This is a genomic window from Sphingomonas sp. NBWT7 (assembly GCF_014217605.1).
Classification (GTDB): Bacteria; Pseudomonadota; Alphaproteobacteria; order Sphingomonadales; family Sphingomonadaceae; genus Sphingomonas.
Window position 1 is genome coordinate 1,262,159 of sequence record NZ_CP043639.1, and the last position, 26,502, is coordinate 1,288,660.

The 26,502-nt window shown below is 67.9% G+C and carries 22 protein-coding genes and 1 riboswitch; of the genes, 16 read left to right on the plus strand and 6 right to left on the minus strand.

Annotated elements, in window-relative coordinates:
• Nucleotides 1–109 precede the first annotated feature (109 nt).
• From glgX to treY, 4 genes are read left to right on the plus strand one after another with little or no spacing between them, the layout of a single operon-like run.
• Nucleotides 110–2,212 (plus strand): glycogen debranching protein GlgX, encoded by a 2,103-nt coding sequence (gene glgX / locus F1C10_RS06355; protein ID WP_185209670.1) that lies wholly within the window; start codon nucleotides 110–112, stop codon nucleotides 2,210–2,212.
• Entirely contained in the window at nucleotides 2,209–4,002 is a 1,794-nt protein-coding gene (gene treZ / locus F1C10_RS06360) for a malto-oligosyltrehalose trehalohydrolase (protein ID WP_258043109.1), read from the plus strand. Before glgX ends, treZ begins: the two co-directional genes overlap by 4 nt.
• The gene (gene malQ / locus F1C10_RS06365; protein ID WP_258043110.1) at nucleotides 3,999–5,870 is read left to right on the plus strand and encodes a 4-alpha-glucanotransferase; all 1,872 of its coding nucleotides are present in this window, start codon (nucleotides 3,999–4,001) and stop codon (nucleotides 5,868–5,870) included. The genes treZ and malQ overlap by 4 nt, the downstream gene beginning before the upstream one ends.
• On the plus strand, nucleotides 5,867–8,197 hold the full coding sequence (gene treY / locus F1C10_RS06370) for a malto-oligosyltrehalose synthase (protein WP_185209671.1): 2,331 nt from the start codon (nucleotides 5,867–5,869) through the stop codon (nucleotides 8,195–8,197). The genes malQ and treY overlap by 4 nt, the downstream gene beginning before the upstream one ends.
• On the opposite strand, the gene F1C10_RS06375 is transcribed toward treY, so the two are convergent.
• On the minus strand, nucleotides 8,194–8,808 hold the full coding sequence (locus F1C10_RS06375; protein ID WP_374939371.1) for a DUF4336 domain-containing protein: 615 nt from the start codon (nucleotides 8,806–8,808) through the stop codon (nucleotides 8,194–8,196). The two genes, treY and F1C10_RS06375, sit on opposite strands and share 4 nt — an antisense overlap.
• Before the next feature lie 238 nt (nucleotides 8,809–9,046).
• Entirely contained in the window at nucleotides 9,047–9,286 is a 240-nt protein-coding gene (locus F1C10_RS06380; protein WP_185209673.1) for a hypothetical protein, read from the minus strand.
• A 182-nt stretch (nucleotides 9,287–9,468) separates the two neighbouring features.
• Between F1C10_RS06380 and F1C10_RS06385 the strand changes: the two genes are divergently transcribed.
• Entirely contained in the window at nucleotides 9,469–10,503 is a 1,035-nt protein-coding gene (locus tag F1C10_RS06385; RefSeq protein ID WP_185209674.1) for an LLM class flavin-dependent oxidoreductase, read from the plus strand.
• A 46-nt stretch (nucleotides 10,504–10,549) separates the two neighbouring features.
• Here the strand turns inward: F1C10_RS06385 and F1C10_RS06390 are convergent, their stop codons facing one another.
• The gene (locus F1C10_RS06390; protein WP_185209675.1) at nucleotides 10,550–10,891 is read right to left on the minus strand and encodes an SWIB/MDM2 domain-containing protein; all 342 of its coding nucleotides are present in this window, start codon (nucleotides 10,889–10,891) and stop codon (nucleotides 10,550–10,552) included.
• A gap of 245 nt (nucleotides 10,892–11,136) precedes the next feature.
• A riboswitch (cobalamin riboswitch) is annotated at nucleotides 11,137–11,317 on the plus strand.
• A 187-nt stretch (nucleotides 11,318–11,504) separates the two neighbouring features.
• On the opposite strand from F1C10_RS06390, the gene F1C10_RS06395 reads away from it, so the two are divergent.
• Both F1C10_RS06395 and F1C10_RS06400 read left to right on the plus strand, forming a co-directional pair.
• Nucleotides 11,505–12,047 (plus strand): hypothetical protein, encoded by a 543-nt coding sequence (locus F1C10_RS06395; RefSeq protein WP_185209676.1) that lies wholly within the window; start codon nucleotides 11,505–11,507, stop codon nucleotides 12,045–12,047.
• A complete protein-coding gene (locus F1C10_RS06400; protein ID WP_185209677.1) occupies nucleotides 12,047–12,961 on the plus strand; it encodes an ABC transporter substrate-binding protein in 915 nt (304 codons plus the stop codon). Before F1C10_RS06395 ends, F1C10_RS06400 begins: the two co-directional genes overlap by 1 nt.
• Before the next feature lie 23 nt (nucleotides 12,962–12,984).
• On the opposite strand, the gene F1C10_RS06405 is transcribed toward F1C10_RS06400, so the two are convergent.
• Complete coding sequence (locus F1C10_RS06405) at nucleotides 12,985–14,043, minus strand: amidohydrolase (RefSeq protein WP_185209678.1); 1,059 nt, start codon at nucleotides 14,041–14,043, stop codon at nucleotides 12,985–12,987.
• 138 nt (nucleotides 14,044–14,181) lie between these two features.
• Between F1C10_RS06405 and F1C10_RS06410 the strand changes: the two genes are divergently transcribed.
• The 7 genes from F1C10_RS06410 (at nucleotide 14,182) to F1C10_RS06440 (ending at nucleotide 23,213) form a co-directional block, all read left to right on the plus strand.
• Nucleotides 14,182–14,931: an enoyl-CoA hydratase/isomerase family protein gene (locus F1C10_RS06410; RefSeq protein WP_185209679.1), complete on the plus strand. Its 750-nt coding sequence runs from the start codon at nucleotides 14,182–14,184 to the stop codon at nucleotides 14,929–14,931.
• 121 nt (nucleotides 14,932–15,052) lie between these two features.
• Nucleotides 15,053–16,381, plus strand: a complete 1,329-nt coding sequence (locus tag F1C10_RS06415; protein ID WP_219729794.1) for an AarF/ABC1/UbiB kinase family protein — start codon at nucleotides 15,053–15,055, stop codon at nucleotides 16,379–16,381.
• A 70-nt stretch (nucleotides 16,382–16,451) separates the two neighbouring features.
• Nucleotides 16,452–16,868, plus strand: a complete 417-nt coding sequence (locus tag F1C10_RS06420; protein ID WP_185209681.1) for a cupin domain-containing protein — start codon at nucleotides 16,452–16,454, stop codon at nucleotides 16,866–16,868.
• A gap of 127 nt (nucleotides 16,869–16,995) precedes the next feature.
• Complete coding sequence (locus F1C10_RS06425; protein WP_185209682.1) at nucleotides 16,996–18,843, plus strand: GSCFA domain-containing protein; 1,848 nt, start codon at nucleotides 16,996–16,998, stop codon at nucleotides 18,841–18,843.
• A 188-nt stretch (nucleotides 18,844–19,031) separates the two neighbouring features.
• Complete coding sequence (locus tag F1C10_RS06430; protein WP_185209683.1) at nucleotides 19,032–21,185, plus strand: TonB-dependent siderophore receptor; 2,154 nt, start codon at nucleotides 19,032–19,034, stop codon at nucleotides 21,183–21,185.
• 1 nt (nucleotide 21,186) lies between these two features.
• A complete protein-coding gene (locus F1C10_RS06435; protein WP_185209684.1) occupies nucleotides 21,187–21,729 on the plus strand; it encodes a hypothetical protein in 543 nt (180 codons plus the stop codon).
• On the plus strand, nucleotides 21,726–23,213 hold the full coding sequence (locus tag F1C10_RS06440; RefSeq protein WP_185209685.1) for a PepSY domain-containing protein: 1,488 nt from the start codon (nucleotides 21,726–21,728) through the stop codon (nucleotides 23,211–23,213). The genes F1C10_RS06435 and F1C10_RS06440 overlap by 4 nt, the downstream gene beginning before the upstream one ends.
• 10 nt (nucleotides 23,214–23,223) lie before the next feature.
• Here F1C10_RS06440 and F1C10_RS06445 read toward each other — a convergent pair whose 3' ends face one another.
• Nucleotides 23,224–23,730, minus strand: a complete 507-nt coding sequence (locus F1C10_RS06445; RefSeq protein WP_185209686.1) for a DUF6438 domain-containing protein — start codon at nucleotides 23,728–23,730, stop codon at nucleotides 23,224–23,226.
• Nucleotides 23,727–24,146 carry a hypothetical protein gene (locus tag F1C10_RS06450; RefSeq protein WP_185209687.1) on the minus strand — a complete coding sequence of 140 codons (420 nt, stop codon included), beginning with the start codon at nucleotides 24,144–24,146 and terminating at the stop codon, nucleotides 23,727–23,729. Before F1C10_RS06450 ends, F1C10_RS06445 begins: the two co-directional genes overlap by 4 nt.
• Before the next feature lie 155 nt (nucleotides 24,147–24,301).
• On the opposite strand from F1C10_RS06450, the gene F1C10_RS06455 reads away from it, so the two are divergent.
• Both F1C10_RS06455 and purT read left to right on the plus strand, forming a co-directional pair.
• A complete protein-coding gene (locus F1C10_RS06455) occupies nucleotides 24,302–25,204 on the plus strand; it encodes an exonuclease domain-containing protein (protein WP_185209688.1) in 903 nt (300 codons plus the stop codon).
• A gap of 96 nt (nucleotides 25,205–25,300) precedes the next feature.
• Nucleotides 25,301–26,467, plus strand: coding sequence for a formate-dependent phosphoribosylglycinamide formyltransferase (gene purT, locus F1C10_RS06460; protein WP_185209689.1), 1,167 nt, complete (start codon nucleotides 25,301–25,303; stop codon nucleotides 26,465–26,467).
• Nucleotides 26,468–26,502: the final 35 nt, after the last annotated feature.

Below are 26,502 nucleotides of genomic sequence, written 5' to 3' on the forward strand. Positions count from 1 at the left end.
CACGCGGTTCGTGCGACGAAATCGATCGCCGCGAGTTAACCGCCTCGACTGCCAAGGGGGAAGCCGTCGTGAACGATCGTCATCGCTACCTGTTTGCCGTGGATCAGGCGTGAGCCACTTTGCCGACCGGCTCCAGCCCGGCGCCTCCTACCCGCTCGGCGCCACTTTCGACGGCCTAGGCGTCAACTTCGCCGTCTTCTCCGCCAACGCCGACGCGATCGAGCTGTGCCTGTTCGACCCCGCGGGCAAGCGCGAGCTCCAGCGCTTCTGGCTGCCCGAATGCACCGACGAGGTGTTCCACGGCTACCTCCCCGACGTCGAACCAGGCCTCGTCTACGGCTATCGCGCGCACGGCCGCTACGAACCGGAGGCCGGCCACCGCTTCAATCCCAACAAGCTGCTGCTCGATCCCTATGCCCGCAAGCTGCAGGGCCAAATCAAATGGACCGACGCGCTCCACGGCTACCGCATCGGCCACCGCCGCGAAGACCTCTCTTTCGACAAGCGCGACAGCGCCCCCGCCATGCCCAAGAGCGTGGTGGTCGATGATCACTGGGACTGGTCGCGCGATCGCCGCCCCAATACGCCATGGTCCGAAACCGTCATCTACGAGGCGCATACCAAGGGCCTCACCAAGCTGATGGAGGAAGTGCCCGCGCGCGAACGCGGCACCTATGCCGCGCTCGGCCACCCCGCGGTGATCCGTCACCTCCAGCGCATCGGCGTCACCGCGATCGAATTGCTCCCGATCCAGGCCTTCACGCAGGACCGCTTTCTGCAGGAAAAAGGCCTGCGTAATTACTGGGGCTACAACACGCTCGGCTTCTTCGCCCCAGAACAGGCATATATGGCGAGCGCGCACCAGGACGAGCTGCGCCGCGCCGTCCACCGCCTCCACAAGGCCGGCATCGAAGTCATCATGGACGTGGTCTACAACCACACCTGCGAAGGCTCAGAGAAAGGACCTACCCTATCCTGGCGCGGTCTAGACAACGCCAGTTACTACCGCCTCGTCGCCGATAAGCCGCGCTACACGATCAACGACACCGGCACCGGTAACACGCTCAACATGAGCAAAGCGCGCGTGATCCAGATGGTCGCGGACAGCTTGCGCTATTGGGCGACCAGCTTCGGCATCGACGGCTTCCGCTTCGATCTCGGCCTGACGCTCGGCCGTGAGGCGACCGGCTTCGACCCCGGCGCCGCCTTCTTCGATGTCGTCCGCCAGGATCCCGTCTTGAGCCAGCTCAAGCTGATCTCCGAGCCATGGGATGTCGGCCCCGGCGGCTACCAACTCGGCAACTTCCCGCCCGGCTTCGCCGAGTGGAACGACAAATATCGCGACACCGTGCGCAGCTATTGGAAGGGCGCCCCCGGCACGCGCGGCGATCTCGCCGCGCGCCTCGCCGGCTCGGGCGACCTCTTCGACCGCCGCGCGCGTCGCCCGTGGGCCAGCGTCAATTTCCTCGTCGCGCACGACGGCTTCACCCTCGCCGACACGGTGATGTACGAGGACCGCCACAACGAGGCCAATGGCGAGGACAATCGCGACGGCCACGACAACAACCATTCGCGCAACTGGGGCGCCGAAGGCCCGACCGACGATCCCGCGATCAACGACGCGCGCGGCCGCGTGATGCGATCGATGATGACCACGCTGCTCGCGTCGCTCGGCACGCCGATGCTCGTCGCCGGCGACGAGTTCGGCCGCACGCAGGGCGGCAACAACAACGCCTATTGCCAGGACAACGAGATCAGCTGGCTCGACTGGCGGGCCGCCGCCTCCCCCGAGGCCCAGCAGCAGATCGACTTCACCGCGCGCCTGACCGAGCTGCGCCGCCGCTACCCCGTGCTGCGCGCGGCGACCTTCCTCTACGGTCAGAATTCTCCCGGCCACGGCGTCAACGACGTCGAATGGTGGGACGAGCGCGGGCAACGCCTAAGCGACGAGGATTGGCAGAACCCCGAGGGCCGCGCGCTGATGATGCGCCGCGCGACGCGCACCGAGGACGGCGAGGTTGAGGCCGTTTCGCTGCTGCTGAACGCCAGCGAGGCCCCGATCACCTTCCGCCTCCCCGCCCCCGAAACCCACCGCCGCGTCCTGATCGACAGCGCCAAGCCCGATCAGGGCGAGGTCGAGATCGGCAACGAGTACGAAGTCGCCCCGCAAGGCGCCGTCCTGCTTACCTGGACGAATTCGTGGGAAGCGTGAACAGCTGGGGTCCCGAACCGCTCGCCGACGGCACCACCCGCTTCCGCCTCTGGGCGCCGGATGTGGAAGCGGTGACGATTGAGATTGGCACGACCGAGCAGGATGCCCCCTCCCCGTTCGTACTAAGCCTGTCGAAGCACGTGCCCTCACCCGAAACCGAGGATGTGGAAGCGCCCTTCGACAAGCTCGGGGCGAACGGAGGATCTGCTGCCCTCGCTTCCACCGAGAACGGCTGGTGGCACATCACCCTGCCGGTCGGCGCGGGCACCCGCTACCGCTTCCGTATCGGCGACACCCCGGTTCCCGATCCCGCCTCACACCGCCAGTGGGGCGGCGTCCACGGCTGGAGCATCGTCCCCGACCACGCCTACCACTGGCGCACCGAAGACTGGCGCGGCCGCCCGTGGCACGAGATGGTCATCATGGAGCTCCACGCCGGCACGCTTGGCGGCTTCAGCGGCGTCACCGCGCGCCTGCCTGCCATCGCAGCGCTCGGCGTCACCGCGTTCGAACTCATGCCGATCAACGCCTTCGGTGGCGACCGCGGCTGGGGCTATGATGGCGTGCTCCCCTATGCCGTCCACGAGGCATACGGCTCCCCCGACGAGCTACGCGCGCTGATCGACGCCGCGCACGAACTCGGCCTCAGCGTCTTCCTCGACGTGGTGTACAATCACTTCGGCCCCGACGGTAACTACCTCGGCCTCTACGCCGACCGCTTCTTCCACCGCGACGTCGCAACCCCCTGGGGCGGCGCGGTCGCAGTCGACGAGCCCCCCATCGCCCGCTTCTTCATCGACAACGCCCTGATGTGGCTACGCGACTACCGCTTCGACGGCCTGCGCTTCGACGCCGTCCACGCAATCGACAACTCCGTGTTCCTCGACACGATGGCCTCCGAAATCCGCGACGCGCTTCCTGATCGACACACCCATCTCGTCCTCGAAAACGAGGCGAACGACGCCGCCCGCCTCCGCCCCGATGCGTACGACGCACAATGGAACGACGACTTCCACAACGTTCTTCACGTCCTGCTCACCGGTGAGACCAACGCCTATTACGGCGACTTCGCCGACCGCCCTGCCGAGCGCCTCGCGCGCTGCCTCTCCGAAGGCTTCATCTACCAGGGCGACCCCTCGCCCAACCACGATGGCAAGCCCCGCGGCACCCCAAGCGCACACCTGCCGCCGACGCGCTTTGTCAGCTTCCTCCAGAACCACGACCAGATCGGCAACCGCGCACTTGGCGAGCGCCTCACCCGCCTCACCGATCCTGCCAAGCTTCGCGCCGCCACCGCGCTGCTTCTGCTGAGCCCGCAGATCCCACTGCTCTTCATGGGCGAGGAGGACGGCAGCGAGACGCCGTTCCTCTTCTTCACCGACTTCCACGACGATCTCGCCGACGCGGTTCGCGAAGGCCGTCGCCGCGAATTCGCCAAGTTTCCCGCCTTCGCCGACGAAAAGGCGCGCGAGACGATCCCCGACCCGAACGACCTCGCGACGTTCGATCGTTCCCGCCCGCTGCCCGGCGCCGACGCGGAAAGCTGGCGCGCGCTCTATCGCGACTTACTCGCAATCCGCCGAGATAGGATCGTCCCACATCTTGGCGACGTGCGTGCGATCGGAGCGCAAGCGACCGGCGATGCATCGGTCGTCGCGCGCTGGCGCCTGGGTAACGGCGCTTGCCTGGGTATCGCGATCGACCTGTCCGACACGCCGACGCTGCACGCGATTCAGGGCGAACCGATCTACACCGACGGCGCGCGCTTCGCCGCCTGGCTCGGATCGTGACCGCCCCCGCCGACGCTGCGCAGGCGGTCGGCCTGCAACGCGACTGGACCGATGCGAAGGGCCACGCCCATCGCGTCGACGATGAAGTCTTGGAAGCGATCGCCGCCTGTCTCGATCCGACCCCGCCCGACCAGCCCTTCCTATCCGCCGACGCGGGCGACGCCATCGCACTGCCAGCGTGGGCATCGGGCAAGGCGGTCCTGTGCCTCGAAGCGGGATCGACGCGCGAGCTGACGATCGAAAACGGATCGATGCCGCCGATCGTCGAGACCGGCTACCATCGCCTTGAGATCGCCGGCCGAACGGTGACCCTTGCGATCGCCCCCACCCACTGCCCGCAACCGCCCGGTCACGGCTGGGGCGTGGCGATACAGATCCCCTCGCTTCGCGGCGCCGCGCAAACCGCGTTCGGCGATTTCGGCGCCCTCTGCGAGGCGGCATCGGCCTTCGCGGACGTCGGCGCATCGGCGGTGGCGATCAGCCCGACGCACGCGATCCTCACGCACGGCAGCGGTGCGTACAGCCCCTATTCGCCCTCCTCGCGCCTGTTCCACAACACGCTGTTCGCCAACGCGGCACGCCTCGGTGCCGCTCTGCGCGTCGATCACGTCGATCCGCTGATCGACTGGCACCGCGCCATTCCCGATCGACTGGCCGATCTGCGCCGCGCGTTCGACATGCGGTCCGACGCCGTTCGCACGGCGGTCGAAACCTATCGCGCGCCGCGCGCGACGCCACTCGATCGACACGCGCTATTCGAGGCGCTGCATGCACATTTCGGCGGCGGCTGGCGCGACTGGCCGATAGCCTATCACGATCCTGCCGGCCCGGCGGTCTCCGACTTCGCCGCCAGCCACCGCGACGCAATCGACTTTCACGTTTTCCTGCAGTGGCTCGCCGACGACAGCCTCGCCGGGGCGCAGCGGCGCGCGCGATCAGGCATGCCGATCGGTCTCGTCGCCGATCTCGCCGTCGGCATGATCACCGACGGCGGCCACGCCTGGTCTCGCCGCGACGAATTGCTGTCGGGGCTGACGATCGGCGCGCCGCCCGATCCACTCGGGCCGCAGGGGCAGAATTGGGGCATCACCGCGCTCGATCCCTTCGCGCTCGGGCGCACGGGTTTCGCCCCCTTCATCGAGACGATCCGCGCTACGCTCGCGCACGCCGGCGGGATCCGTATCGATCACGCGCTCGGGCTCGATCGCCTATGGGTCATTCCCGAAGGCGCGACGGCGGCGCAAGGCGCCTATCTCACCATGCCCGGGGCGCATCTGAAGCGCATCGTCGCGATCGAGGCGCAGCGCGCGAATGCAATCGTCATCGCCGAGGATCTCGGTACGGTTCCGCCCGGCTTTCGCACGGATCTCGCCCGGCGCGGGATGCTCGGCATGCGCGTCCTGCCGTTCGAGCGGGACGAGGAGGGCCATTTCGTCCCGCCGCGCCGATGGGACGCCGATGCCGTCGCAATGACCGGGACGCACGATACGCCGACGCTCGCCGGCTGGTGGAGTGGCCGCGACATCGAATGGCGCCGCACGCTCGGACACGACGTACCCGCGGACGCCGAAGCGGCGCGGCAGGCCGAACGCATCGATCTTTGCGCCAGGCTCGACCTGCCCGTTCAGGGCGCCGACGACGCCGCGCCGATCGACGCGATCCTAAGCAGTGTGGCACAGGCGCCCGCACCGCTCGCGATCGTCCCACTCGAGGACCTGCTCGGCCTCGTCGAACAGCCCAACATTCCCGGCACGGTCACCGAACACCCCAATTGGCGCCGCCGCATGCCGGCGCCAACCGCCACGCTGCTCGACGATCCATCCGTCGCCGCACGCGTCGCGCGGCTCACCAGCGAGAGACCCGGATGATCCCGCGCGCCACCTACCGCCTGCAATTTCACGCCGGCTTCACCTTCGCGGATGCCGAGGCTATCGTGCCCTATCTCGATCGGCTCGGGATCAGCCACATCTACGCCTCGCCCGTCACCACGGCAGCGCCGGGCTCGACGCACGGGTACGACGTCGTCGATCCGACGACGATCAACCCGGAACTCGGCGGCGAAGACGGCTTCCGCCGCTTGGTCGCCGCGCTGCGCGCCCGCGGCATGGGAATCGTCATCGATATCGTGCCCAATCACATGGGGGTGGCCGGCGATACCAACGCCTGGTGGCGCGACGTCCTGCGGCGCGGCAAGGCGAGCGACTTCGCCGACGTGTTCGACATCGACTGGTCGCGCCCGATCATGCTGCCGATACTCGGCACGTCGTTGGACGAGGCGCTCGAGCAAGGCGCGATCGGCGTGGCGCAGCACGCCGGGCGCTGGTCGATTACCGCCTACGACGAACACCGGTTCCCGATCCGTGACGAGGATCAGGACGGCGCGGCGCAGCTACCGATCGCGACGCTACTCGCACGGCAGCATTATCGCCTAGCCTGGTGGCGCGCAGCGAACGACGAACTCAACTGGCGCCGCTTCTTCGCGATCAACGAATTGGCCGGCGTGCGCGTCGAGGATCCAGCCGTGTTCGCGCGCACGCACGCGCTATACTTCCGGCTGCACGACGAGGGGCTGATCGACGGCGTGCGCATCGACCACGTCGACGGGCTGACCGACCCGGCGGGCTATTGCCGCTTGCTCCGCGAGCGCCTCGGCCCCGAAGCGTGGATCATCGTTGAGAAAATCCTCGCGCCCGAAGAGCAGCTCGCGCGCGACTGGGGCATCGACGGGACGAGCGGCTACGACTTCATGGAACAGGTCACCGCGCTGATCCACGATCCTGCCGGCGCCGCGCCGCTCGGCGATCTGTGGCGGGACGTCAGCGGCCGTCCGGACGAGCTCGCCCCCCAGGAGCTGCTGGCGCGGCAGCAACTGCTCGCCTGGCAGTTCAGCGGCCAGCTGGAAGGCTGCACCGACGCGTTCGCAAGCCTCGCGCATAGCGCCGCCGCCACCGACGGCCTCACGCGGCAGATGCTTCGCCGCGCGATCGAACGCTTGCTGTGGGTGTTTCCGGTCTATCGCACCTACGGTACCGGCGACGCCGCACCGGCGGGCGATGCCTCGATCCGCGCCACCGTGCGTCGCCGCGTCGCACCGCACATTCCGCCGGGCGAAGCGATGGTCGTAGATCACATCCTCGAATGGCTCGCCAGCACCGGTCCCGGCGATCGTGGCCTCGCGGCCGAGGCGGTCCGCCGCTTTCAGCAACTCTCCGCACCGATTGCCGCCAAGGCGCTCGAGGATACGGCATTCTATCGCTACGGCCGCTTGCTGTCGCGCAACGATGTCGGGTTCGACGCCGTGCGCATGAGCCTGCCCGTCGCCGAGTTCCACGCGATCATGGCGGATCGCGCGGCGCACTGGCTCAAAGCGATGCTGACCACCGCCACGCACGATCACAAGCGCGGCGAGGATAGTCGCGCCCGGCTCGCCGCGCTGAGTGCGAAGCCCGAACAGTGGCGTGCCGCCGTCGAGCAGTGGGAAAGGATCGCCGCGCCGTTCCCCGACGGCGTCGATCGCGGTGATCGCTACATGCTGTTCCAGGCGCTGCTCGGCGCCTGGCCGGCTGGCGAGCCCGACGCTAGCTTCGCCGATCGGATCGCCGCGTGGCAGACCAAGGCGCTGCGCGAAGCCAAGCTGCGCTCGTCGTGGGAAGCGCCCGATACCGAATACGAGGATCGCTGCAACAATCTCTGCGCGACGCTTATCGCTACGCCCGCGTTCGTTGCGGCAGTGGAAGCCTTCCTCAAGGAAATCGACTCGATCGCGCGCCGCAACATGCTGGTGACTACAGCGCTGCGGTGCGTCGTGCCGGGCGTTCCCGATCTCTATCAGGGGACCGAACTCGGCGACTTCAGCCTGGTCGATCCCGACAATCGGGCACCGGTCGATTATCAGCGCTGCGCCGCGGCGATCGCTGCGCCGCCCGAGAAGATGCGGCTGATCCTCGCGCTGCTCGATCTGCGCCGGGCTTATCAGCCGCTGTTCGCGCACGGCACGTACGAGCCCGCAACGATCAACGACGACAGCCGGATCGTGGCGTTCGAACGCCACCACGATGGAACAACACTGCGCTTCGCCGCGAAACTCGGCGACCATTCACCGAGCACCCGGATCGCCTTTCCGTCCACCCGCGAAGAGAAAGCGGCGACGCTCTTCACGGATGGCCCGGTCTGGTTCGAGGTTGTTTCCGCCTAAAGGAGCCAGTCGAACGCCTGCCGCACCCTTGCCGCGCCGCGCCCGCGAAAGATGTCGCCGTGCGCGAAGACGACGGTTTCCGGCTCGGTCGCGATTGCGGCGCTGATTGCCGCCACGGCCTCCCCGCGATTGAGCAGCAGGGCCGCGCGGGCGTGAAGCGCGCAGGTGCCGCGCGTCGCCAGCGTCGCGCGCATCACCGCCGCCGCCGCGGGGCGTAGCTTGCCGGGATCGAGGTTCTCGATCAGGTCGGTCAGCACCAGCGTCCGGCTGGCGGCGTGGAAGAACCACGCTTCCTCGAAGCCCGCGCCGCCGCGCACCAGCCCCTGGCGTATCTCGTCCGCCCAATCCGCGGGCGCCGCCTCGCCGAGCTCGGCGTCGATCCGTAGGCCGGCGTCGCGCACCGCGCGCCGGTCTCGCAAGCCCGGCACAGCCCAGCACGTCGCCGACGGATAGGCGCGCTGCCATTCCTCGAGATACGCCCAGTGCGCGATCGTCGGCGCAACGATATGACGCACCGTCCCGATCGCATCGAGTGCGGCGCCGAGTGCCGCGGTATGCCGTGTCGGCGAATGGAGGATCAGGCTGCCGTCGCGCAGCCGCATCACCGTCATGCGCACAGGCAATTTGAACCCCAGCGCGCTGATCGGCCCGCTGTCGACGATCCATATATCGTCGCCGAGCGACTTGGGCGTGTCGAGCGGCGGGTAGACGATCGCCGCGTCGTCACGCGCCGCGCCGCGCGTTAAAAACAGCGCGCCGCCGATCAATCCCAGCGCCGCGCCCGCACCCAGCAGCGTTGCTCGCTCGTTCGCCCGTTCCTTCATCAGACGCGTTCCCTTCTGTCCGGCGTTATTCGGAAGAGCCCGCATTGGGCTGCTCGCCCGTCTTCTCCTCACCCAGGCGGCCGCTGCCATGATAGGCGCGCTCGGACTGGCCGCCGTCGAACCCGCCCGGCTTCTTGCCGCTGTGTGGGTTGGGATAGGCGCCGCCCTGGCTTTCGCCCTCGGCCTTCGGCTTGCGCGACTCCTGCGGATCGGCCGCGTCGCTCGTTCCCGCACCATCGGCCTGCATCGGCTGCTTATCGGTCATCGTCTCTCTCCATGCATGCGCTAGCTCAACGCCCCGCCGCCGCGTTCGTGCCGTACCGTCGCCGCCGCATCGACGGTCGGCGAAGCGCTAATCGAAACTCTTCGGTTCGATCCGCGGCCTTGCGGCGTGCCGCGCGAGCACCGAGCTTCCCTGCAACTGATCATCGCATGGGAATGTGCGTCATGAAGAAGATCGGCTTTCTGTCGTTCGGCCATTGGTCGTCCTCCCCGCATTCGGCGACGCGCTCTGCGGCGGACGTGCTGCTGCAATCGATCGACCTCGCGGTCGCCGCGGAGGAACTTGGCGTCGACGGCGCCTATTTTCGCGTGCACCATTTCGCGCAGCAGCTCGCGTCGCCCTTTCCGCTGCTCGCCGCGGTCGGCTCGCGGACGAAGCGGATCGAGATCGGCACCGGCGTCATCGACATGCGATACGAGAATCCGTTCTACATGGCGGAGGATGCGGGCGCCGCGGACCTGATCGGCGGCGGACGGCTGCAGCTGGGGCTAAGCCGCGGCTCGCCCGAGCAGGTCATCGATGGCTGGCGCCATTTCGGCTACGCACCGGCGGAGGGTGAGAGCGATGCCGACATGGGCCGACGCCATGCCGAGGTGTTTCTGGAACTCCTGGATGGCAAAGGCTTCGCGCGCGCCAATCCGCGGCCTATGTTCCCCAATCCGCCGGGGCTCCTGCGGCTCGAGCCGCATTCGCCGGGCTTGCGCGAGCGGATCTGGTGGGGCTCCGCCTCGAACGCGACCGCCGTGTGGGCGGCGCAGATGGGTATGAACCTGCAGAGTTCGACGCTGAAGGCCGACGAGACGGGCGAGCCGTTCCACGTCCAGCAGGCGCGGCAGATCCGCGCCTATCGCAAAGCCTGGAAGGACGCCGGGCACACCCGAACGCCGCGCGTGTCGGTATCGCGGTCGATCTTCGCACTGGTCGACGATCGCGACCGGGCCTATTTCGGGCGCGGCGCGGACAGCGACCAGATCGGCGTGATCGACAATATGCGCGCCGTCTTCGGCCGCAGCTACGCCAACGGGCCCGATCGCCTGGTCGAGCAGCTGCGCGGCGACGAGGCAATCGCCGAGGCCGACACGCTACTCGTCACCGTTCCCAACCAGCTTGGGGTGGCGTACAACACGCACGTGCTCGAGGCGCTCATGACGCATGTCGCCCCAGCACTGGGCTGGACGGACACGCGCCTCGCCGCCTGATCGGAGATGCTCGCCGCCGGGCGCCCTATGCGCGCCCGGCGATCGATCAGGCCTTCGGCGTGCTCAGATGCGCGCTGAGGTGCTTGTTCATCTCGAACATGCTGACCGACTTCTTGCCGAAGATCTTCGCCAGCTTGTCGTCGCCGTTGATCTGCCGCCGATCCTTGGCATCCTGCAGGTCGTGCTTCTTGATATAGTCCCACACCTTTTTCACGACTTCGCTGCGCGGAAGATCGCCCTTGCCGACGATCTCGGCGAGATCGGCGGAGGGCGTGACCGGCGCGGTGATCCCGCCGCGCGCGCCGCCAGCGGACTTGCCGGTTGCCTTGACCTTCTTTTCCGCCGCCGCGGTCTCGTCCTTGCCGCGCTTCTCTGCCGAACGTGCCATTTTTCTCTCCGGTCCTGCCCGCCCGATTCCGGGCGCAGCGAGTGGTGGGCGCGATTGTGTCGTATGAAAAGCGAAACATCGCAAGGCGCAACGCATTGGCTCGTCCGCCAAACACGCGGCAGACGCCGCCGTTGCGGTTCTGTCACTGGGCCCAGATGACGCACGGGCGGTCGGCGGCTTGCAGTTCGCGCGCCCGGCGCTAGGACGGTGCCGCGCCGTTCGACGGCGCATCAAGGCGTGCCGGTACCGGGAACGCAGTGCGCATGCCTCGGCATGCAATTCTGCGGCTGACCCTGCAACTGTGAGCGGCGAGTGCGATGTGCAGGCGGGATGGCATCACTCCGCAGTCACTGGATCGATCGGTTCACCCGAACCGGTCGTCTGGGAAGGCGCAGATCGCGCGGTGATCCGCGAGCCAGGAGACCGCCCGGCGCGCGTCGCTCTTGTTCGGTTCATGGGATTGGGCGGGCGCGAAGCTCTTCGACTGAGCGACGAATATGCGGCCGGGGCCGCACCGGTGACCGTTAGCGGCGCGAACGCGCGCGCCGCTTCGATCGTCCGGCCGTTCGCGCGGACGCCCCGGCATGGTCGCTCGACGCGTGGAGCCTGCCTGATGACCCTCCCCCGTACCTCCGATGCCGGCATCGCCTGGCCCCTAGCGCTTGCCGCTGCCGCCGTGCTCGGCACGCTGGCGATCGCCTGCATGATGCCGTTCGTCGCGCTTGCGGTCGCGGCCGCCCTGTCGATGTCGCGCGCGCGCGCGGCGGTGACGATCTCCGGCATCTGGGCGACCAACCAACTTATCGGCTTCGGACTGCTCAGCTATCCCTTGACCGGCTACGCGCTGTCGTGGGGCGGCGCGCTGCTTGGCGCCAGCCTCGGTGCGATGCTGCTCGCAGCCCGGCTGTCGCAGAAACCTCGCTCGCATGGCTACGCGCTGCCGCTGGTCTTCCTCGCCGCCTTCGCCGCCTTCGAAGTCGCCCTATTGGGCTTCGCACTCGTCGTCGGCGGGACCGAGACGTTCACGCCGACGATCGTGCTCCAGCTGCTCACCAACGACGTGCTGTGGTTTGCAGGGCTGTTCGCGCTCCACGTCGTGCTCACTCGCGCGGCGCCGCGCGTGTTCGGCCCGGGCCTCGCACTGCGGGCGGCGTGATGGCCGCGCCGCGCGTCGTCTCGCTGCTGCCCAGCGCGACCGAGATCGCGGTCGCCGTCGGCATGGAGCATGAAATCGTCGGACGCTCGCACGAGTGCGATTTCCCGCCGTTCATCAAGGCGCTGCCGATCTGCACCGCGACCAAGCTCGAAAAGGGTCTGACGTCGCTGCAGATCGACGATTGCGTGCAGGAAATCGTGCGCCAGGGCCTGTCGGTCTACGAAGTCGACGCCGCGCTGCTGAAATCGCTGCGCCCCGACGTCATCCTGACACAGTCGCAATGCGCCGTTTGCGCGGTCACGCCGCGCGATCTCGAGGAAGCGCTGTCGTCCTGGATCGGCACGCCGCCGACGCTGCTGTCGCTTGCGCCCGACAATCTCGACGACGTCTGGGGTGATCTGCGCCGCGTCGGTGAGGCAGTCGGCGCGCCGGCCGCCGCTGAAGCTTCGATCACCGCCCTTCAGGCGCGGCTCGACACGCTGCGCTCGCGGGCGGCAAAGCGCGCGCATCGCCCGACGATCGCCGCGATCGAGTGGATCGATCCGCTGATGGCGGCGGGAAACTGGGTGCCCCAACTGATTCAGATCGCCGGCGGGGAGCCGCTGTTTGCGACGCCCGGCCAGCATTCGCCATGGCTCGAATGGGACGCGCTGGTCGCCGCCGATCCCGACATGATCGTGCTGATGCCGTGCGGCTTCCAGATCCCGCAGACGATGGCCGATCTTGCCCCGCTCACCGCGCGGGACGGGTGGAATCGGCTCGCCGCGGTGCGCGCCGGCCGCGTGTTCGTTGCCGACGGCCACCATTTCTTCAATCGCCCCGGCCCGCGGCTCGTCGAATCCGCCGCGATCATCGCCGAGACGATCGATGCCGGACGGGGCGTCGATGCCGGCGCGGGGTGGCGGAGACTGTGACGGCGCGCCCCGCCCCTTAAGCGTCACCCGATCAACGCGTCGAGATCGAGCCGATAGAAGCGCGCTGCCGCCCCGGCGAAGAGTTCGCGTTTCTCCGCCGCGCTCGCGCCCGCCGCGATACGCTTGAACGCGTTCCACAGCGTCGCATAATCCGCGCCCCAGCGATCGACCGGAAAGTTGCTCTCGAACATCGCGCGTTCGGCACCGAACGCCTCGATGCACGTCTCGACATACGGGCGGAACAGCTCGGCGAGTATGTCGGACGTCGGTCGCGCGTCGGGTCCGAGATCGCCCAGCGCGCAGAACGGCATCGCCAGCCCACCGAGCTTGACCGTCACATTGGGGCATTGCGCAAGATCGCGGATCGCCGCCGCCCAGCCATCGAAGCGCTCGCGCTGCCGCCCGTCGTAGCTGCCGAGCCCGAGCGGCGTGCCGACGTGGTCGAGCACGATCGGCTGGTCCGGGAACGCACGGGCCAGCGCCGCGACCTCGCCGATCTGCGGCTCGAGCACCCACGCGTCGAACGTCAGGCCAAGCGGCCCAAGCTGGGCGAAGCCGGCGCGGAACGTCGCGTCGGCGTAGAGCCCGGCCGGCGCATGGCCGAGCGGACCTAGCACCGTCGGATCGGCATCCCACGCACCGATATGGCGTATCCCGCGAAACCGCCCGTTGCCCGCCGCGATCTCCGCCTCCAGCACCGCGGTGACGGTGTCGCCAAGCATCAGATCGGCCTGTCCCACGATCCCGGCGCAGGCGCGAAACGGCCCGTAGATCCCGCTCGCCGACTGCGCCGCGACGCCGTTGACGAACTCCACCTCGCCCACCGGCTTCAGTTCCGCCGGCCCATTGGCGCGATAGAAGGCACCGCATTGCAGGAACACGGTGGCGAAGACGTTGTGCCCGCTCGCGCGGCAATCGGCGTAGAGTTCGTCGAATAGATAACGCGGCGACTGGCGCGATATCCGCCCGAACGGATGCGCGATCTCGGGCATCCGCGGCAGCATCGGCTGGAAATCCCACAAATGGTGGTGCGGATCGATGATCGGCAGATCCGGCTCGATGATCGGCTCGGCGTCGCGCATGCTGCCCTCTCCTTGTCCTGTCGTTGTTTGGCAGCAGCGTGCCGCACACCGTCGGTGAATTCGATGCCCGCTGCTTTACGCTACGTCACTGCCCGGCCATACCGGCACAAGAACGACGAACGAGCATGGAGAGTGATGATGGGCGATCTGGTCACCCGCGACGATCGAGACGGCTGGGCGCTACTGACGCTCAACCGCCCCGACAAGCTCAACGCGCTGACCGTGGGCGTCTTTCGCGAACTTCGCGCGCATGTCGTCGATCTTAAAACCGATAAGTCGGTCGTTTGCGTCGTCCTGCGCGGGGCGGGCAAATGCTTTTCCGCCGGACACGATCTCGCCGATATCGCGAGCGGCGAGGACGTGCCGTCGCGCGGCTGGCATAGCGAGACGCTGCGGTTCCTGGAGAAGCTGCCGATGCCGGTGATCGCCGCCGTCCACGGCCACTGCTACACCGGCGCGCTCGAAGTCGCGCTCGCGTGCGACTTCATCGTTGCCGCGGACAATGCGCGCTTCGGCGACACGCACGCCAAATGGGCGCTGACCCCGATCTGGGGAATGAGCCAGCGGCTGCCACGACGGGTCGGCGTCGCCACCGCCAAGCGGCTGATGTTCACTGCCGACATGATCGATGCGGCCGAGGCGCACCGTATTGGGCTCGCCGAGCAGGTCGTCCCGCTCGACCGGTTCGATGACGAGATCGCCGCGCTCGCCGGCCGCATCGCCGCCAATTCTGCGTTCAGCCACGCTGCCAACAAGCGGCTGCTCGACGTCACCGACGGCCAGGTGCTCGACGCCGGGCTGCAATATGAGGTGCTCGAGAACGAGGGCGTCGGGCCCGACATGCGCGATCGCATCGCCGCCTTCACCGGCAAGTCGGCGAAGGCCTGATCGCTCGCGTTGCCGGCTTTGTCGCCCGGCGATGGAACGCGGCGTTCACCCGCGCTTTGAACCGGTAACGGCGCGCGGCCGCCTGCCGCGGCGCCTTCTCGGCACAAGGACGGCGCGGCAGATGGCAGAACAGGGTGGCGGCCGGGCTGTGCCGAGCGGACGGATGGCACGCTTCGGGCGCTTCGGGCGGCTGGCTGGCGGCGTCGCCGGCGGCATGCTCGCGGAAGGGACGCGCCGCATTGCCGCCGGCGAGCGTCCGCGCATGGGCGATCTGCTGCTGACGCCGGGCAACGCCGCGCGCGTTGCCGATCAGCTGGCACATTTGCGCGGCGCGGCGATGAAGCTTGGGCAGATGATCTCGATGGACGCGGGCGACCTGCTCCCGCCCGAACTCACCGCAATTCTCGCCCGGCTACGCGACAATGCGCACCACATGCCGCCGCCGCAGCTTGATCGCGTGCTGGTGCAGGAATGGGGCCGCGACTGGCGCCGGCGTTTCCGCCACTTCCAGGCGCATCCGATCGCTGCCGCCTCGATCGGGCAGGTGCATCGCGCGGACCTTCCCGACGGCCGCACGATCGCGATCAAGGTGCAATATCCCGGCGTCGCGGAGAGCATCGACGCCGACGTCGACAATGTCGCGACGCTGCTGCGCGTGTCGGGCCTGCTCCCGCGCGAGCTCGACGTCGCGACGCTGCTCGTCGAAGCCAAGCGCCAGCTGCACGAGGAAGCCGATTACCTGCGCGAGCGCGAGATGCTCGAGCGGTATCGCGCGCGGATCGGCGACGATCCCGCCTATGTCGTCCCGGCCGCCGTTCCCGAACTCAGCACCGCGCGCGTGCTGGCGATGGAGTTCGTCGCCGGCAGCCCGATCGAGACGCTGGAGGACGCTCCGCAGGAAGTGCGCGATCGCGCCGCCACCGCGCTGGTCACCCTCGTCCTGCGCGAGTTGTTCGGCTGGGGCCTGATGCAGACCGATCCCAATTTCGCCAACTATCGCTGGCAGACGGATACGGGCCGCCTCGTCCTGCTCGATTTCGGTGCCGCTCGCCCGGTCCAGCCGCGGACGCAGGCGGGCTATCACCGTCTGCTAATGGCGGGACTCGACGAGAATGCGGCCGAGATTCGCACCGCGGCGATCGAAGCGGGCTTCCTCGGCGACGCTGCCGCCGATCGCCACGCCGCGATCGTCGCGCGGATGATCGACGTTATCGTCGCCGAACTCCACCGTCCCGGCCCGTTCGATTTCGGCGACCGCGCCTTCGTCCAGGTACTGCGCGAGGAGGCCATGGCGATGGCGCAGGATCGCAGCACCTGGCATCTGCCACCGATCGACACGCTGTTCGTCCAGCGCAAGGTTAGCGGCACTGCGCTGCTGTGCGCGCGGCTGAAGGCCAAGGTCGACCTGCGCGGCCTGATCGGTGCGCATCGCGACGCGATTTTCGACTGACCGCGCGCGTGTCTCGGAACGCTTGCCCCGGGCGCGCGTCGTCCCGGCTACACCTTCAAAAGGCAGAACGATGGCGATCTTCAACAAGGACATGGTCGAGCTCGCGACCCGCAACACACTGTGGCAGAAGGAAGTGTATCGCGATCGCAAGGTTCAGATCGTACTGATGAGTATCCCCGCCGGTGAAGAGATCGGCGCCGAGACGCACCCCGCCGACCAAACGACCTTCATCGTGTCAGGCGAAGCCAAGGTCGTCATCGACGGCCACACGACGACAGCGGGGGCGAACCACCTCGTCGTCGTGCCGAAGGGCGCGGAGCACAATATCGTCAACAAGGGCAGCGGTGAGCTGAAACTGTTCTCGGTCTACGCTCCGCCGGCCGAACCGGAAGGCGCGGCATTCAAGACGAAGGCGGAAGCGGAGGAGGCCGAGAAAGGCGTGATTGCCAAGGCGGCCGACAAGGTGAAGGAAGCTCTGCGCGACTGATCCATTTCGGGTCGGACGCTGCGCCTCTGCTTTCAGTAGGTTGCAGCGTCGACCACGCATCAGGCCAAGCGCTAGTCGCATTGTCACGGCTTCCCCCCTCCGCTACGTTTCGGCAATGATTGACGGCATGATCCCCTTCCGTGAGGCGGCTCGCCGTCCGGGCGCGAACAGCGCGGCGACCTGGCCGGCTCGGGGCGAGCCCAACCGCCTCGAGCCTGAATGCTGGCCCGTGCTGCGCCCCAGCTTCACCGTTGCGAAGGGCGCAACCGTGTTCACGATGGGCAGCTGCTTCGCACGCAACATCGAGACGCATCTCGACCGGCTCGGCTTCGCCGTCCCCGCCGTCACGCTGACGCGGTCGAACAGCGCGCTGACCGCAGCCTACGGCGCGGAGATCTTCAACAAATATACGCCCACCTCGATCGCGCAGGAGCTCGAATGGGCACGTACGATCTATGATCGTGACGACACGCTGACCGAGCAGGACGTGATGCCCCTGCTGCTGCAACTGGCCGAGGATCGCTACGTCGATCTGCACGCGCGCGCCGATCCCGGCTTTGGCCTGCCGTTCGACGAACAGATGGCACGGCGCCGGCTGATCTATTCGTGGCTACGCACCGCGTTCGACTGCGATCTCGCCGTCGTCACGCTCGGGCTGATCGAGACATGGTGGGATACACGCGTCGACCAGTCGATCGAGATGCACCCGCGCGTGCTGCGCCATCCGGACGCGAAGCATTTTGGTTTCAAGCCGCTCGATTACGCGCGCGCATTGTCGGCGACGCGTCAGGCGCTCAGCGTTCTGCTCCGCAATCCGCGTACCAAGGTGCTCATCACCACCTCCCCGGTGCCGCTGGAAACCACCTTTACCACCGACGACGTCATCGTCGCCAACATGATGTCGAAAAGCGTTCTGCGCGCGGTGGCAGGCACGGTTACGCAGGACAATGATCGCGTCGATTATTTCCCGTCGTACGAGAGCGTGATGCTCACCAAACAGGCGTCGGTATGGATGAACGACCTCATCCATATCGAACAGGCGTTCGTGGGCCGCATCATGGCGCGCGTCGTCGAGGCCTATGTCGTCGACGCGGCGACCAGCCAGTACGAGCAGGCGATGGCGTTCAGCACCGCGGTGATGGGCGGCGCGATCGACGATGCAGCGCCGCTCTATCAGGGACTGCGCGATGGCCCCGCCGATCCGACGCTGCACGGATTGCCGCTCGACCTCGCCCATTATGAAATCGCCACCGGGGATACCGAGACCGCACGGAAGCGCCTGTGCACGCTGCACGGTTCGGGTGCGGAAACGGCAGAGGGATTTCGCTTCGCCTGGCTGCTCCAGTCGGTCGGCGAGGATGCCGCGGCGGAAGAGCAGCGGGAGCGTGCCTTCGCGCAGATCGCCGGCAATTGGGCGATGCTCGAGGCGGTGATGGTGCAGATGCAGCGTCAGGGCCGCGATGATGAACACCGCCGCCTGATGCAGAAGGCCGAGACGACCTTCGTCGCCAATCCCGACGTCCTGGCGCGGCTCGCGCTATTCTATCGCGATCGCGGTGAGGAAGCCGAACACCAGCGGCTGCTGCAGGCCGCGGCGCTGGCCGGCGGGACGCCCGAGCAGATCACCTATTACGCGCAGCAGTTTCTCGGTGCCGGCGATCACGATGCGGCGCACGCGATCGTCTCGCTGCTCAAGTCGCCGGAACAATCCCCCGAAGCATCGCGGCAACTCGCCACGATCGCGTCCACTCGGCAGCGCTTCGACGAGGCGGCGGCGCATCTAAAGCGGCGCCTCGACGTGGCGCCGGACGACGTGATCGCGCTCGGCATGTACGCCGTCGCATTGAGCCAGGCGGGACGCGAGGTCGAGGCGCTCGTGGCCGGGCGGCGCGCGCTGTCGCTGGATTCCGGCGATTCGCGCATTCCCGATCTTGTCGCGCGGTTGGAAGCGCGCGGCGACGATTTGCGCGCGTGACGCGCACCGATCGAATATCGGCCAGGAACGACGGTTGGATTATGGTTTTAATATATGCGCTTGCCCGCCGATCATCATTGCATCTCCGCATAGCAACAAAACGATATGAACAATGCGATTGCGAACGACTTGCAATAGCACCGATGCCTGGCTAGTCCGCGTCTCGACCCTTGGGGGGAGTAGAGACGTTGTTGACGATTTTCGGGCTGCTAGCATCGGCAGCCGCCATTACCACCGCACCCGCAGAAGCCGCTGAACCGCAGACCGTTGCCGATATCGTCGTCACCGGACAGCGAACCGAAGGTAACGACGATTATACGATCCGCGGCGAGACGACCGCGACGCGCCTCAACCTGACGCAGCGCGAGACGCCGCAGTCGATCAGCGTCGTCACGCGCGCCCAGATCGAGGACTTCCAGCTGAACGACGTCAACACGCTGCTGACGACCGTGCCGGGCGTCAACGTCCAGGCGAACGAGACCGATCGCGTCTATTTCTCGGCGCGCGGCTTCGACATCCAGACGTTCCAGATCGACGGCATCGGCGTGCCCTTCGCCTTCGGCATCCAGACCGGGTCGATCGACACCGCCTTCTACGATCATATCGAGGTGGTGCGCGGCGCCCCCGGCCTGCTCTCGTCGACCGGTAACCCGTCGGCAGTGGTCAACTTCATCCGCAAGCGCCCGACGCGCGACACGCAGGTGCGCGCCTCGGCGCAATACGGTTCGTTCGACAACGTCCGGCTAGAGGCGGACGTCAGCGTGCCGTTGACCAGCGACGGCAGCGTCCGCGCGCGCGCGGTGGGCGCTTTCACCGATACTGACAGCCATCTCGACCGCTACGGCCTGCGCCGTTGGGTCGGCTACGGCATCGTCGAGGCCGATATCGGGCCAAGCACCGTCGTCAGCGCGGGCTACGGCCATCAAGATCACCAGAGCCGCGGCGCGATGTGGGGCGCACTGCCGCTCAACTACACCGACGGCACGCGGATCGACTATGATCGCTCGGCCAATGTCGCGCCCGACTGGTCGAACTGGAACATCATCGATCGGCAGATCTTCGGCGACATCACGCACCGCTTCGACAATGGCTGGATCGCGCGGTTCAGCGCGGTCCGCCGCGCGACGAGCGAGGCCGACGAGCTGTTCTACGTCTACGATGCGCCCGTTCGCGGCGCACCGGGCGGCATCGACCTGCGCGATCCGGCGAATCCGTTCGATGATCTTGGCATTAAAGCCTATCCCGGCGCCTTTCGCGCGCAGACGCGCAACCTGACGATGGAAGGCTATATCACCGGCCCGGTGACACTGTTCGGTCGCCAGCATGACGTGAACATCGGCGTCAACCGCAGCGCGCAGGATTACAAGCAGTCGTCGAGCTACGACAATGCACTGATCGGCCAGCTGCTGCCCTTCCCCGATCTGCTCGACGGCAATTTCCCGAAGCCGAACTTCCCGACCGAATTCTCAACCGCCTATGCATCAAGCCAGAACACGCAGACGCGGCGCCAGACGGTCTATGGCCTCGTCCGGCTAAACCTCGCCGATCCGCTCAAGGTGATGCTCGGCGGCAACGTCACCCACGCCGTCAGCAAGGGCTTTTCCTACGGCGTCGACACCAATTTCGACAACACGCGCTTCCTGCCGTTCGCCGGCGCGACGTTCGACGTGACGCCGAACCTCAGCCTGTACGCAAGCTATGCCACGATCTTCAATCCGCAGACGGCGATCGGCGCGGACTTCCGCATCCTCGATCCGATCCGCGGCAACAATCTCGAAGCCGGTATAAAGGGCGAATGGTTCGACGGGCGGCTCAACGCCACCGTCGCGCTGTTCCGCACGCGGCAGGACAACACTGCGGAGGCGATCGACTTCGTCGGCGGCCGCACGATCTCGCGCGGCGTCGACGCGCGCTCCGAAGGCATTGAGATCGAGGTCGGCGGGCAGCTCGCGCCCGGGCTGCAAGCGACCGGCGGTTATACGCTGATGCGGATCGAGGATGAGAATGGCGACGCCGCTCGCCTGTTCGTGCCGCGCAACACCGGCCGACTGAATGTCAGCTACTCGCCCCCCGCCCTGCCACAGCTGAAGCTCGGCGCCTCTGGCCAGTATCAGAGCCGCATCTTCACGCCGACGCGGACGGCGCGCCAGGGCAGCTACGCGCTGCTCGATCTGCTCGCCCGCTACGAACTGACCCCAAATGTCGCCGCAGGTATCAACGTACGCAACGTCACCAACGCCAAATATCTGACCGCGGTGAACTTCGACGGCGGCTATTTCGGCGCGCCCCGCACGGTGCTTGGCACGATCAGCGTGCGCTTCGGGCCCGGCATCGGCTTCTGACGTGATCGCCGCCCCGCTCCTCGTCATCGTCGCCGCGACGCTGCTGATCCGCGCCGGATGGAGCGGGCGGCGCAGCCTCGGCGTCGTCGGCTGGGCGCTCGGCGGCGTCGCGCTCTGCTGGCTGGCTTGGGCGGACGGCGCGTGGGGCATCGCGCTCGGCACCGTCGCCGGGATTGTCGTCGCACTCGCGCTCATTTTCTACGCCGGCACCACTGCCCCCGCCCGCACGCGCCGCGCGCCGCGCGAGGCGCCCGCGATAGCGCTGCCGCGCAACGGTGGCGATCTCAGTCGCCGCGTCGCCGTCTTCCTCCTGGTCGTGCCGGTCGCATTCGTCGCCGCGCAGTGGTGCGCCTATGGTGCCCAGGCGCTTGCCCGGCGCGCAGGGAGCGGGGAAGCGGACGCGATCGTCCTCACGCTTTTCCTGCAGCCGATGATCTGGAGCGCGCTGATGGTATGGCAGATGACCCGGCCCGGCCCGGTACAGATGATCGCCCCCGTAGCCCTGACCGCGCTGTCCGGCACGCTGCTCTGGCTCGTCGCATGAGCGGGCCGCCGCGTCAGACGCTGGTGCAACGCGCGTTGGGCGGCCATGCCGCACTCGGCCTGCTCGCGGGCGCGCTGATCTACATCATCGCGCTGACCGGCTCGATCATTGTCATCCACGATCGCTGGCAACGGTGGGAAGAGCCCAGTGTCGTGGAGAGCGCGGTCCTCTCGCCGACCGCGGCGCAGGCGGCGATGACGGCGGTGGTCGCGGGCGAAGCCGGCAAGCCGCCCACGACGCACCTCTATATCCGCATGCCGACGCCCGATCTGCCCCGCGCCGTCGTCACCACCGATCACGCCGCCTGGTACGTCGACGGCGCCGGCCGCATCGTCGCGCCCGAAGCGCACAGCTGGACCGAATTCCTCATCGGGCTGCACGAGTATCTGCACCTCCCGATGACATGGGGCATGATTCTCGTCGGGGCGCTTGGCGTGGCGCTGGCCGCGCTCGTCGTCACCGGCGTGCTCGCGCACCCGCGCATCGTGCGCGACGCCTTTCTGCTGCGCACGCGCCATGATCCGCAGATCGCGCGCGCCGATTGGCACAACAGGCTGGGCGTGTGGACGCTGCCCTTCGCGCTCGCCGTGACGCTGACGGGGGCCTTTATCGGGCTCGGCAGTGTCGGGGTCAGCGCATTGGCGCGCGGCTATACCGGGGGCGACCTCGAAAAGGTCTACGCGCGCGTGTTCGGCGACGAGCCGGCGCCGAATGCGGCGCGCGGGTCGCTGCCGAACGTCGCGGCGGCGCTGCATGCGGTGCATGATCGCGTGCCGCAGGCGACACCGACCTACGTCATCGTTCACGATCCCGGCACGCGCGGGCAGCACGTTCAGGTGATTGCCGAGCATCCCCGGCGACTGATCTACGGCGAGACCTATCGTTTCGACGGCGAAGGCCGCTGGCATGGGCCGGTCGGTCTGTCCGACGGCGCGCTGGGGCAGCAGGCCGCCGCGTCCGCCTACAATCTTCATTTCGGCAACTATGCCGGCCTGCCGGTCGAGATCGCCTATATCCTGCTCGGCTTAGCGCTGTGCATCGTCACCGCGACGGGAACCACCTTGTGGCTCGGCAAGCGCCGCCGCCGCGGGCATGGCAGCCACCGGCTCGAGGCGAGCTGGACAGTGATCGTCTGGGGTACGCCGCTGGGGCTGATCCTCGCCTATTGGCTGCGCGCGACAGTCGGCCCGCAGGCACCGCTCGTCACCTGCTTCTGGCTGTTCCTCGCCGCGCTGCTGCTTGCCGCCGGCGTGCGGCCCGCGCTCATCGCGGCGCTGCACCTGCGTACAGTGACGGTCGGTGCGCTCGGTGTGACTGCACTCGGCCACGCCGCCGCGACCTATCCCGGCCCGACTGCAAACTTCGCGCTCGACGCCGCGATCCTGGCGATGGCGGGGCTGATCTGGGCAGTGGGTCGTCGCTCGTCGGCTGCGGCGACGGTGGCGGGTGCTGAGCGAACGCGGATGGCCGCCGCGCAGCACTGAAGCGTGCAGGTCAGCCGCGCGACGTGCCGGGATAGGTCCTCTGCTGCGCCCATTCGGCGATGCCGAGCCGTTTGGGTAGGGTCCGCAGCACGGCCTCTAGTGCTGCACCCTCGCCGTCCCGACACCCGCCGGCGGCGTGGATCACGTGCCTTGCACCAGCGGCACCGGTCCACGTCACGTCGTACGACGCCTGATCGCATACCTTCACCCGGCACGCGACCTCGCGCTGTTCCTCGGCTCGCGGTCGAAATCGGGCAAGCTCGGCAGCGATGGCACGGTAGACCGCTGCATCGATCTTCCGACGGCGCTCGCCCAGCGCCGCCGTATGCCGTGCGTCGTCGAACACCACCTCGCCATTCGCGGCCATGCTGACGGTATAGACCAGGCAGAAGCCGAAACATGGCCCAACCGAAACCGTGATCGTCTCCGCGGTCCTGGTCGCGGAATGCGGCGCGGGAAGATTGCCCGCGCATCCCGCCAGCACCGCGCTCATCGCAAGCAGCAACCGTCGGATCATCGCGCATACTCGCGAAGGTCGGCAGGCAGTTGCGCGATCGGACAGTAGCGGAAGGTCGAGGCCGACGCGCCGCGACGCAGCGTGAAGGTCGTCGCATCGCGTACCGTCACCACCTGCCGCTCGCTCGATCGCGGCGCAGGCCCGGCGCCGGCATCGATGCAACTTTGCGACACGCTGTACCGATTGCCCCTGCGCGACAGCATCGTGACGCGGCAAGCTCGCGAATGGGCGCCGCTGATCCCCCGACCGTCGTAGCGCCGGATCGATGCATTGGGCGGCGCGGCACAGCCGGTCCCCTGCTCGACATAGATCCCCGGTGTCAGCCGATAGACCCCGCGCGGCTCGGGCGAGCGGGTTACCTGCGCTGCCGCCGAGATCGTTACGCCCAGCCCGCACAGCGCGGCCAACCACTTCACACGAACAGCCACCTGATCGCCTTCCTCACCGTGCTTCGCCGCATCTCGCTAAACGGCCTAAGCTGAACCGGCGCTGCGATGTCGCTGTCCAACGCCCGCCCGGCGCACAGTACGGCCCCTGTACGCCCGGCATTCGGCCATGATATGTTCCGCCGATGATCGTTCCGGCCGACGCGCCCGCCTTCTCACCCGATCCCGCCGTGCCCGATTTCGTGGTCGTCGACGTGGAGACCGCCTGCGCGCGCGTCAGCAGCATCTGCCAGATCGGCATCGTCGGCTTTCGCGCCGGCCGGGAGCTGTTCGCGTACGAATCGCTCGTCGATCCGTGTGACGAATTCTCGCCCTTCAACACGCGGATCCACGGCCTGTGCGAGGATCACGTGATGAACCAGCCGACCTTTGCCGGCATTCATGCCGCGGTCGACGGCCACCTCGGTGGTCGCGTCACCGTTGCGCACTCACTGTTCGACAAGAGCGCGCTCGCAGCGGCGTGCCGCGCGCACGAGAAGCCCGCGATCGAGGCGACGTGGCTCGACAGCGTGCGCGTCGCACAGCGCGCCTGGCCCGATCTGCCGAGCCACCGTCTGAGCGCGCTCGCCAAGTTCCTTGGCCTGCGCCACAAGCACCACGACGCGCTTAGCGACGCGCGCGCGGCGGGCATGGTGATCGTCCGCGCAATCGAACATACCGGCATCGACCTTGCAGCATGGCTCAAGCCCGCCGCCACCCGCGCCGCCCCCGTGCCCCGGCCCGCCGCCGACGGCCCACTGAAGGGTGAGCGGATCGCCCTGCTCGGCGCCAAACGCAACGGCACCTTGGCGCAGGCACTCGCGCAGGCCGGCGCCCGCGTCGTCGCCTCGGTCGGCCCGACGACCACGATGCTCGTCGTTGCGAACGACCAACCCTACGGCCGCTTCTTCCACGCCAGCCCCGCCCACCGACGGGCGGACGAGCTTCGCGCTGCCGGCTCTCCGATCGCGATCGTGCGCGAAGACGATCTGCTACAGCGTATCGCCTTGACCGCGGCGTCGACCGACGAGGCGTGCGCCAGCGCGTGATGCCGCCGGCGACACCGCTGCGCAATCGCACTTGCCTAGTGCGCGGACGATGGCCACCCCTGAGCAACGTAGCTCATTCGCAACGAGGCTTCTTCCGTGACCCATATCGCCAAGATCATGCTGCTCGGGTCGGGGGAACTCGGCCGCGAATTCACCATCTCGGCCAAGCGCCTCGGTGCCTATGTCGTGGCGTGCGACAGCTACGCGCACGCCCCGGCGATGCAGATGGCCGACGAGGCCGACGTCTTCTCGATGCTCGATCCCGATCTGCTGCGCGCCGCGATCGCCCGCCATCGCCCCGACTATATTGTTCCCGAGGTTGAGGCGATCCGCACCGAGATCCTCGCCGAAGTCGAGGCGCAAGGCATCACCGTCGTGCCTTCGGCCCGCGCCACGCAGATGACGATGAACCGCGATGCGATCCGCGACGTCGCCGCGCGCGATCTGGGCCTCGTCACGTCGCGCTACGACTATGCGGAGAGCCTGGCCGAAGCACGCGCGGCTGCTGCGACGGTGGGCTTCCCGTGCGTCGTCAAACCCGTGATGTCCTCGTCGGGCAAGGGCCAGAGCATGGTCCGTGACGCGGACGGGCTCGACCGCGCCTGGACCTACGCGGTCGACAACATGCGCGGCGACCGGCGACGGGTCATCGTCGAGCAGTTCGTCGACTTCGATTACGAGATCACGCTACTGACGGTGCGAACGCGCGTCGGCGTGTGCTTCTGCCCGCCGATCGGTCACCGCCAGGAACGCGGCGACTATCGCGAATCGTGGCAGCCCGCCGCGATGTCCGCCACGGCGCTCGCCAACGCGCAGGACATGGCGCGCCGCGTCGTCGACGATCTCGGCGGCTACGGACTGTTCGGGGTCGAGTTCTTCGTTGCCGGCGACCGCGTCATCTTCTCCGAACTTTCGCCGCGCCCGCACGACACTGGTATGGTGACGCTGATCTCGCAGACGTTGAGCGAGTTCGAGTTGCACGCGCGCGCGATCCTCGGCCTGCCGATTCCCGACGTAACCGTGGTCGGCCCCGCCGCCTCCGCCGTGATCCTCGCCGATCGCGACGCGACGCGCTTCAGCTATCGCGGGCTGGCCGATGCACTGGCGACAGAGGCGCAGGCGGTCGACGTCCGGCTGTTCGGCAAGCCGACGACGCGGCCCTATCGTCGGATGGGTGTCGCACTCGCGCGCGCTGCCGATGTCGACGAGGCACGTGCCGCCGCGCGCACCGCCGCCGACGCGATCGTCATAGATTACGAGTGAACTGCCGCGCGGCGTTTGCCGCGGGCAAAGAAAAA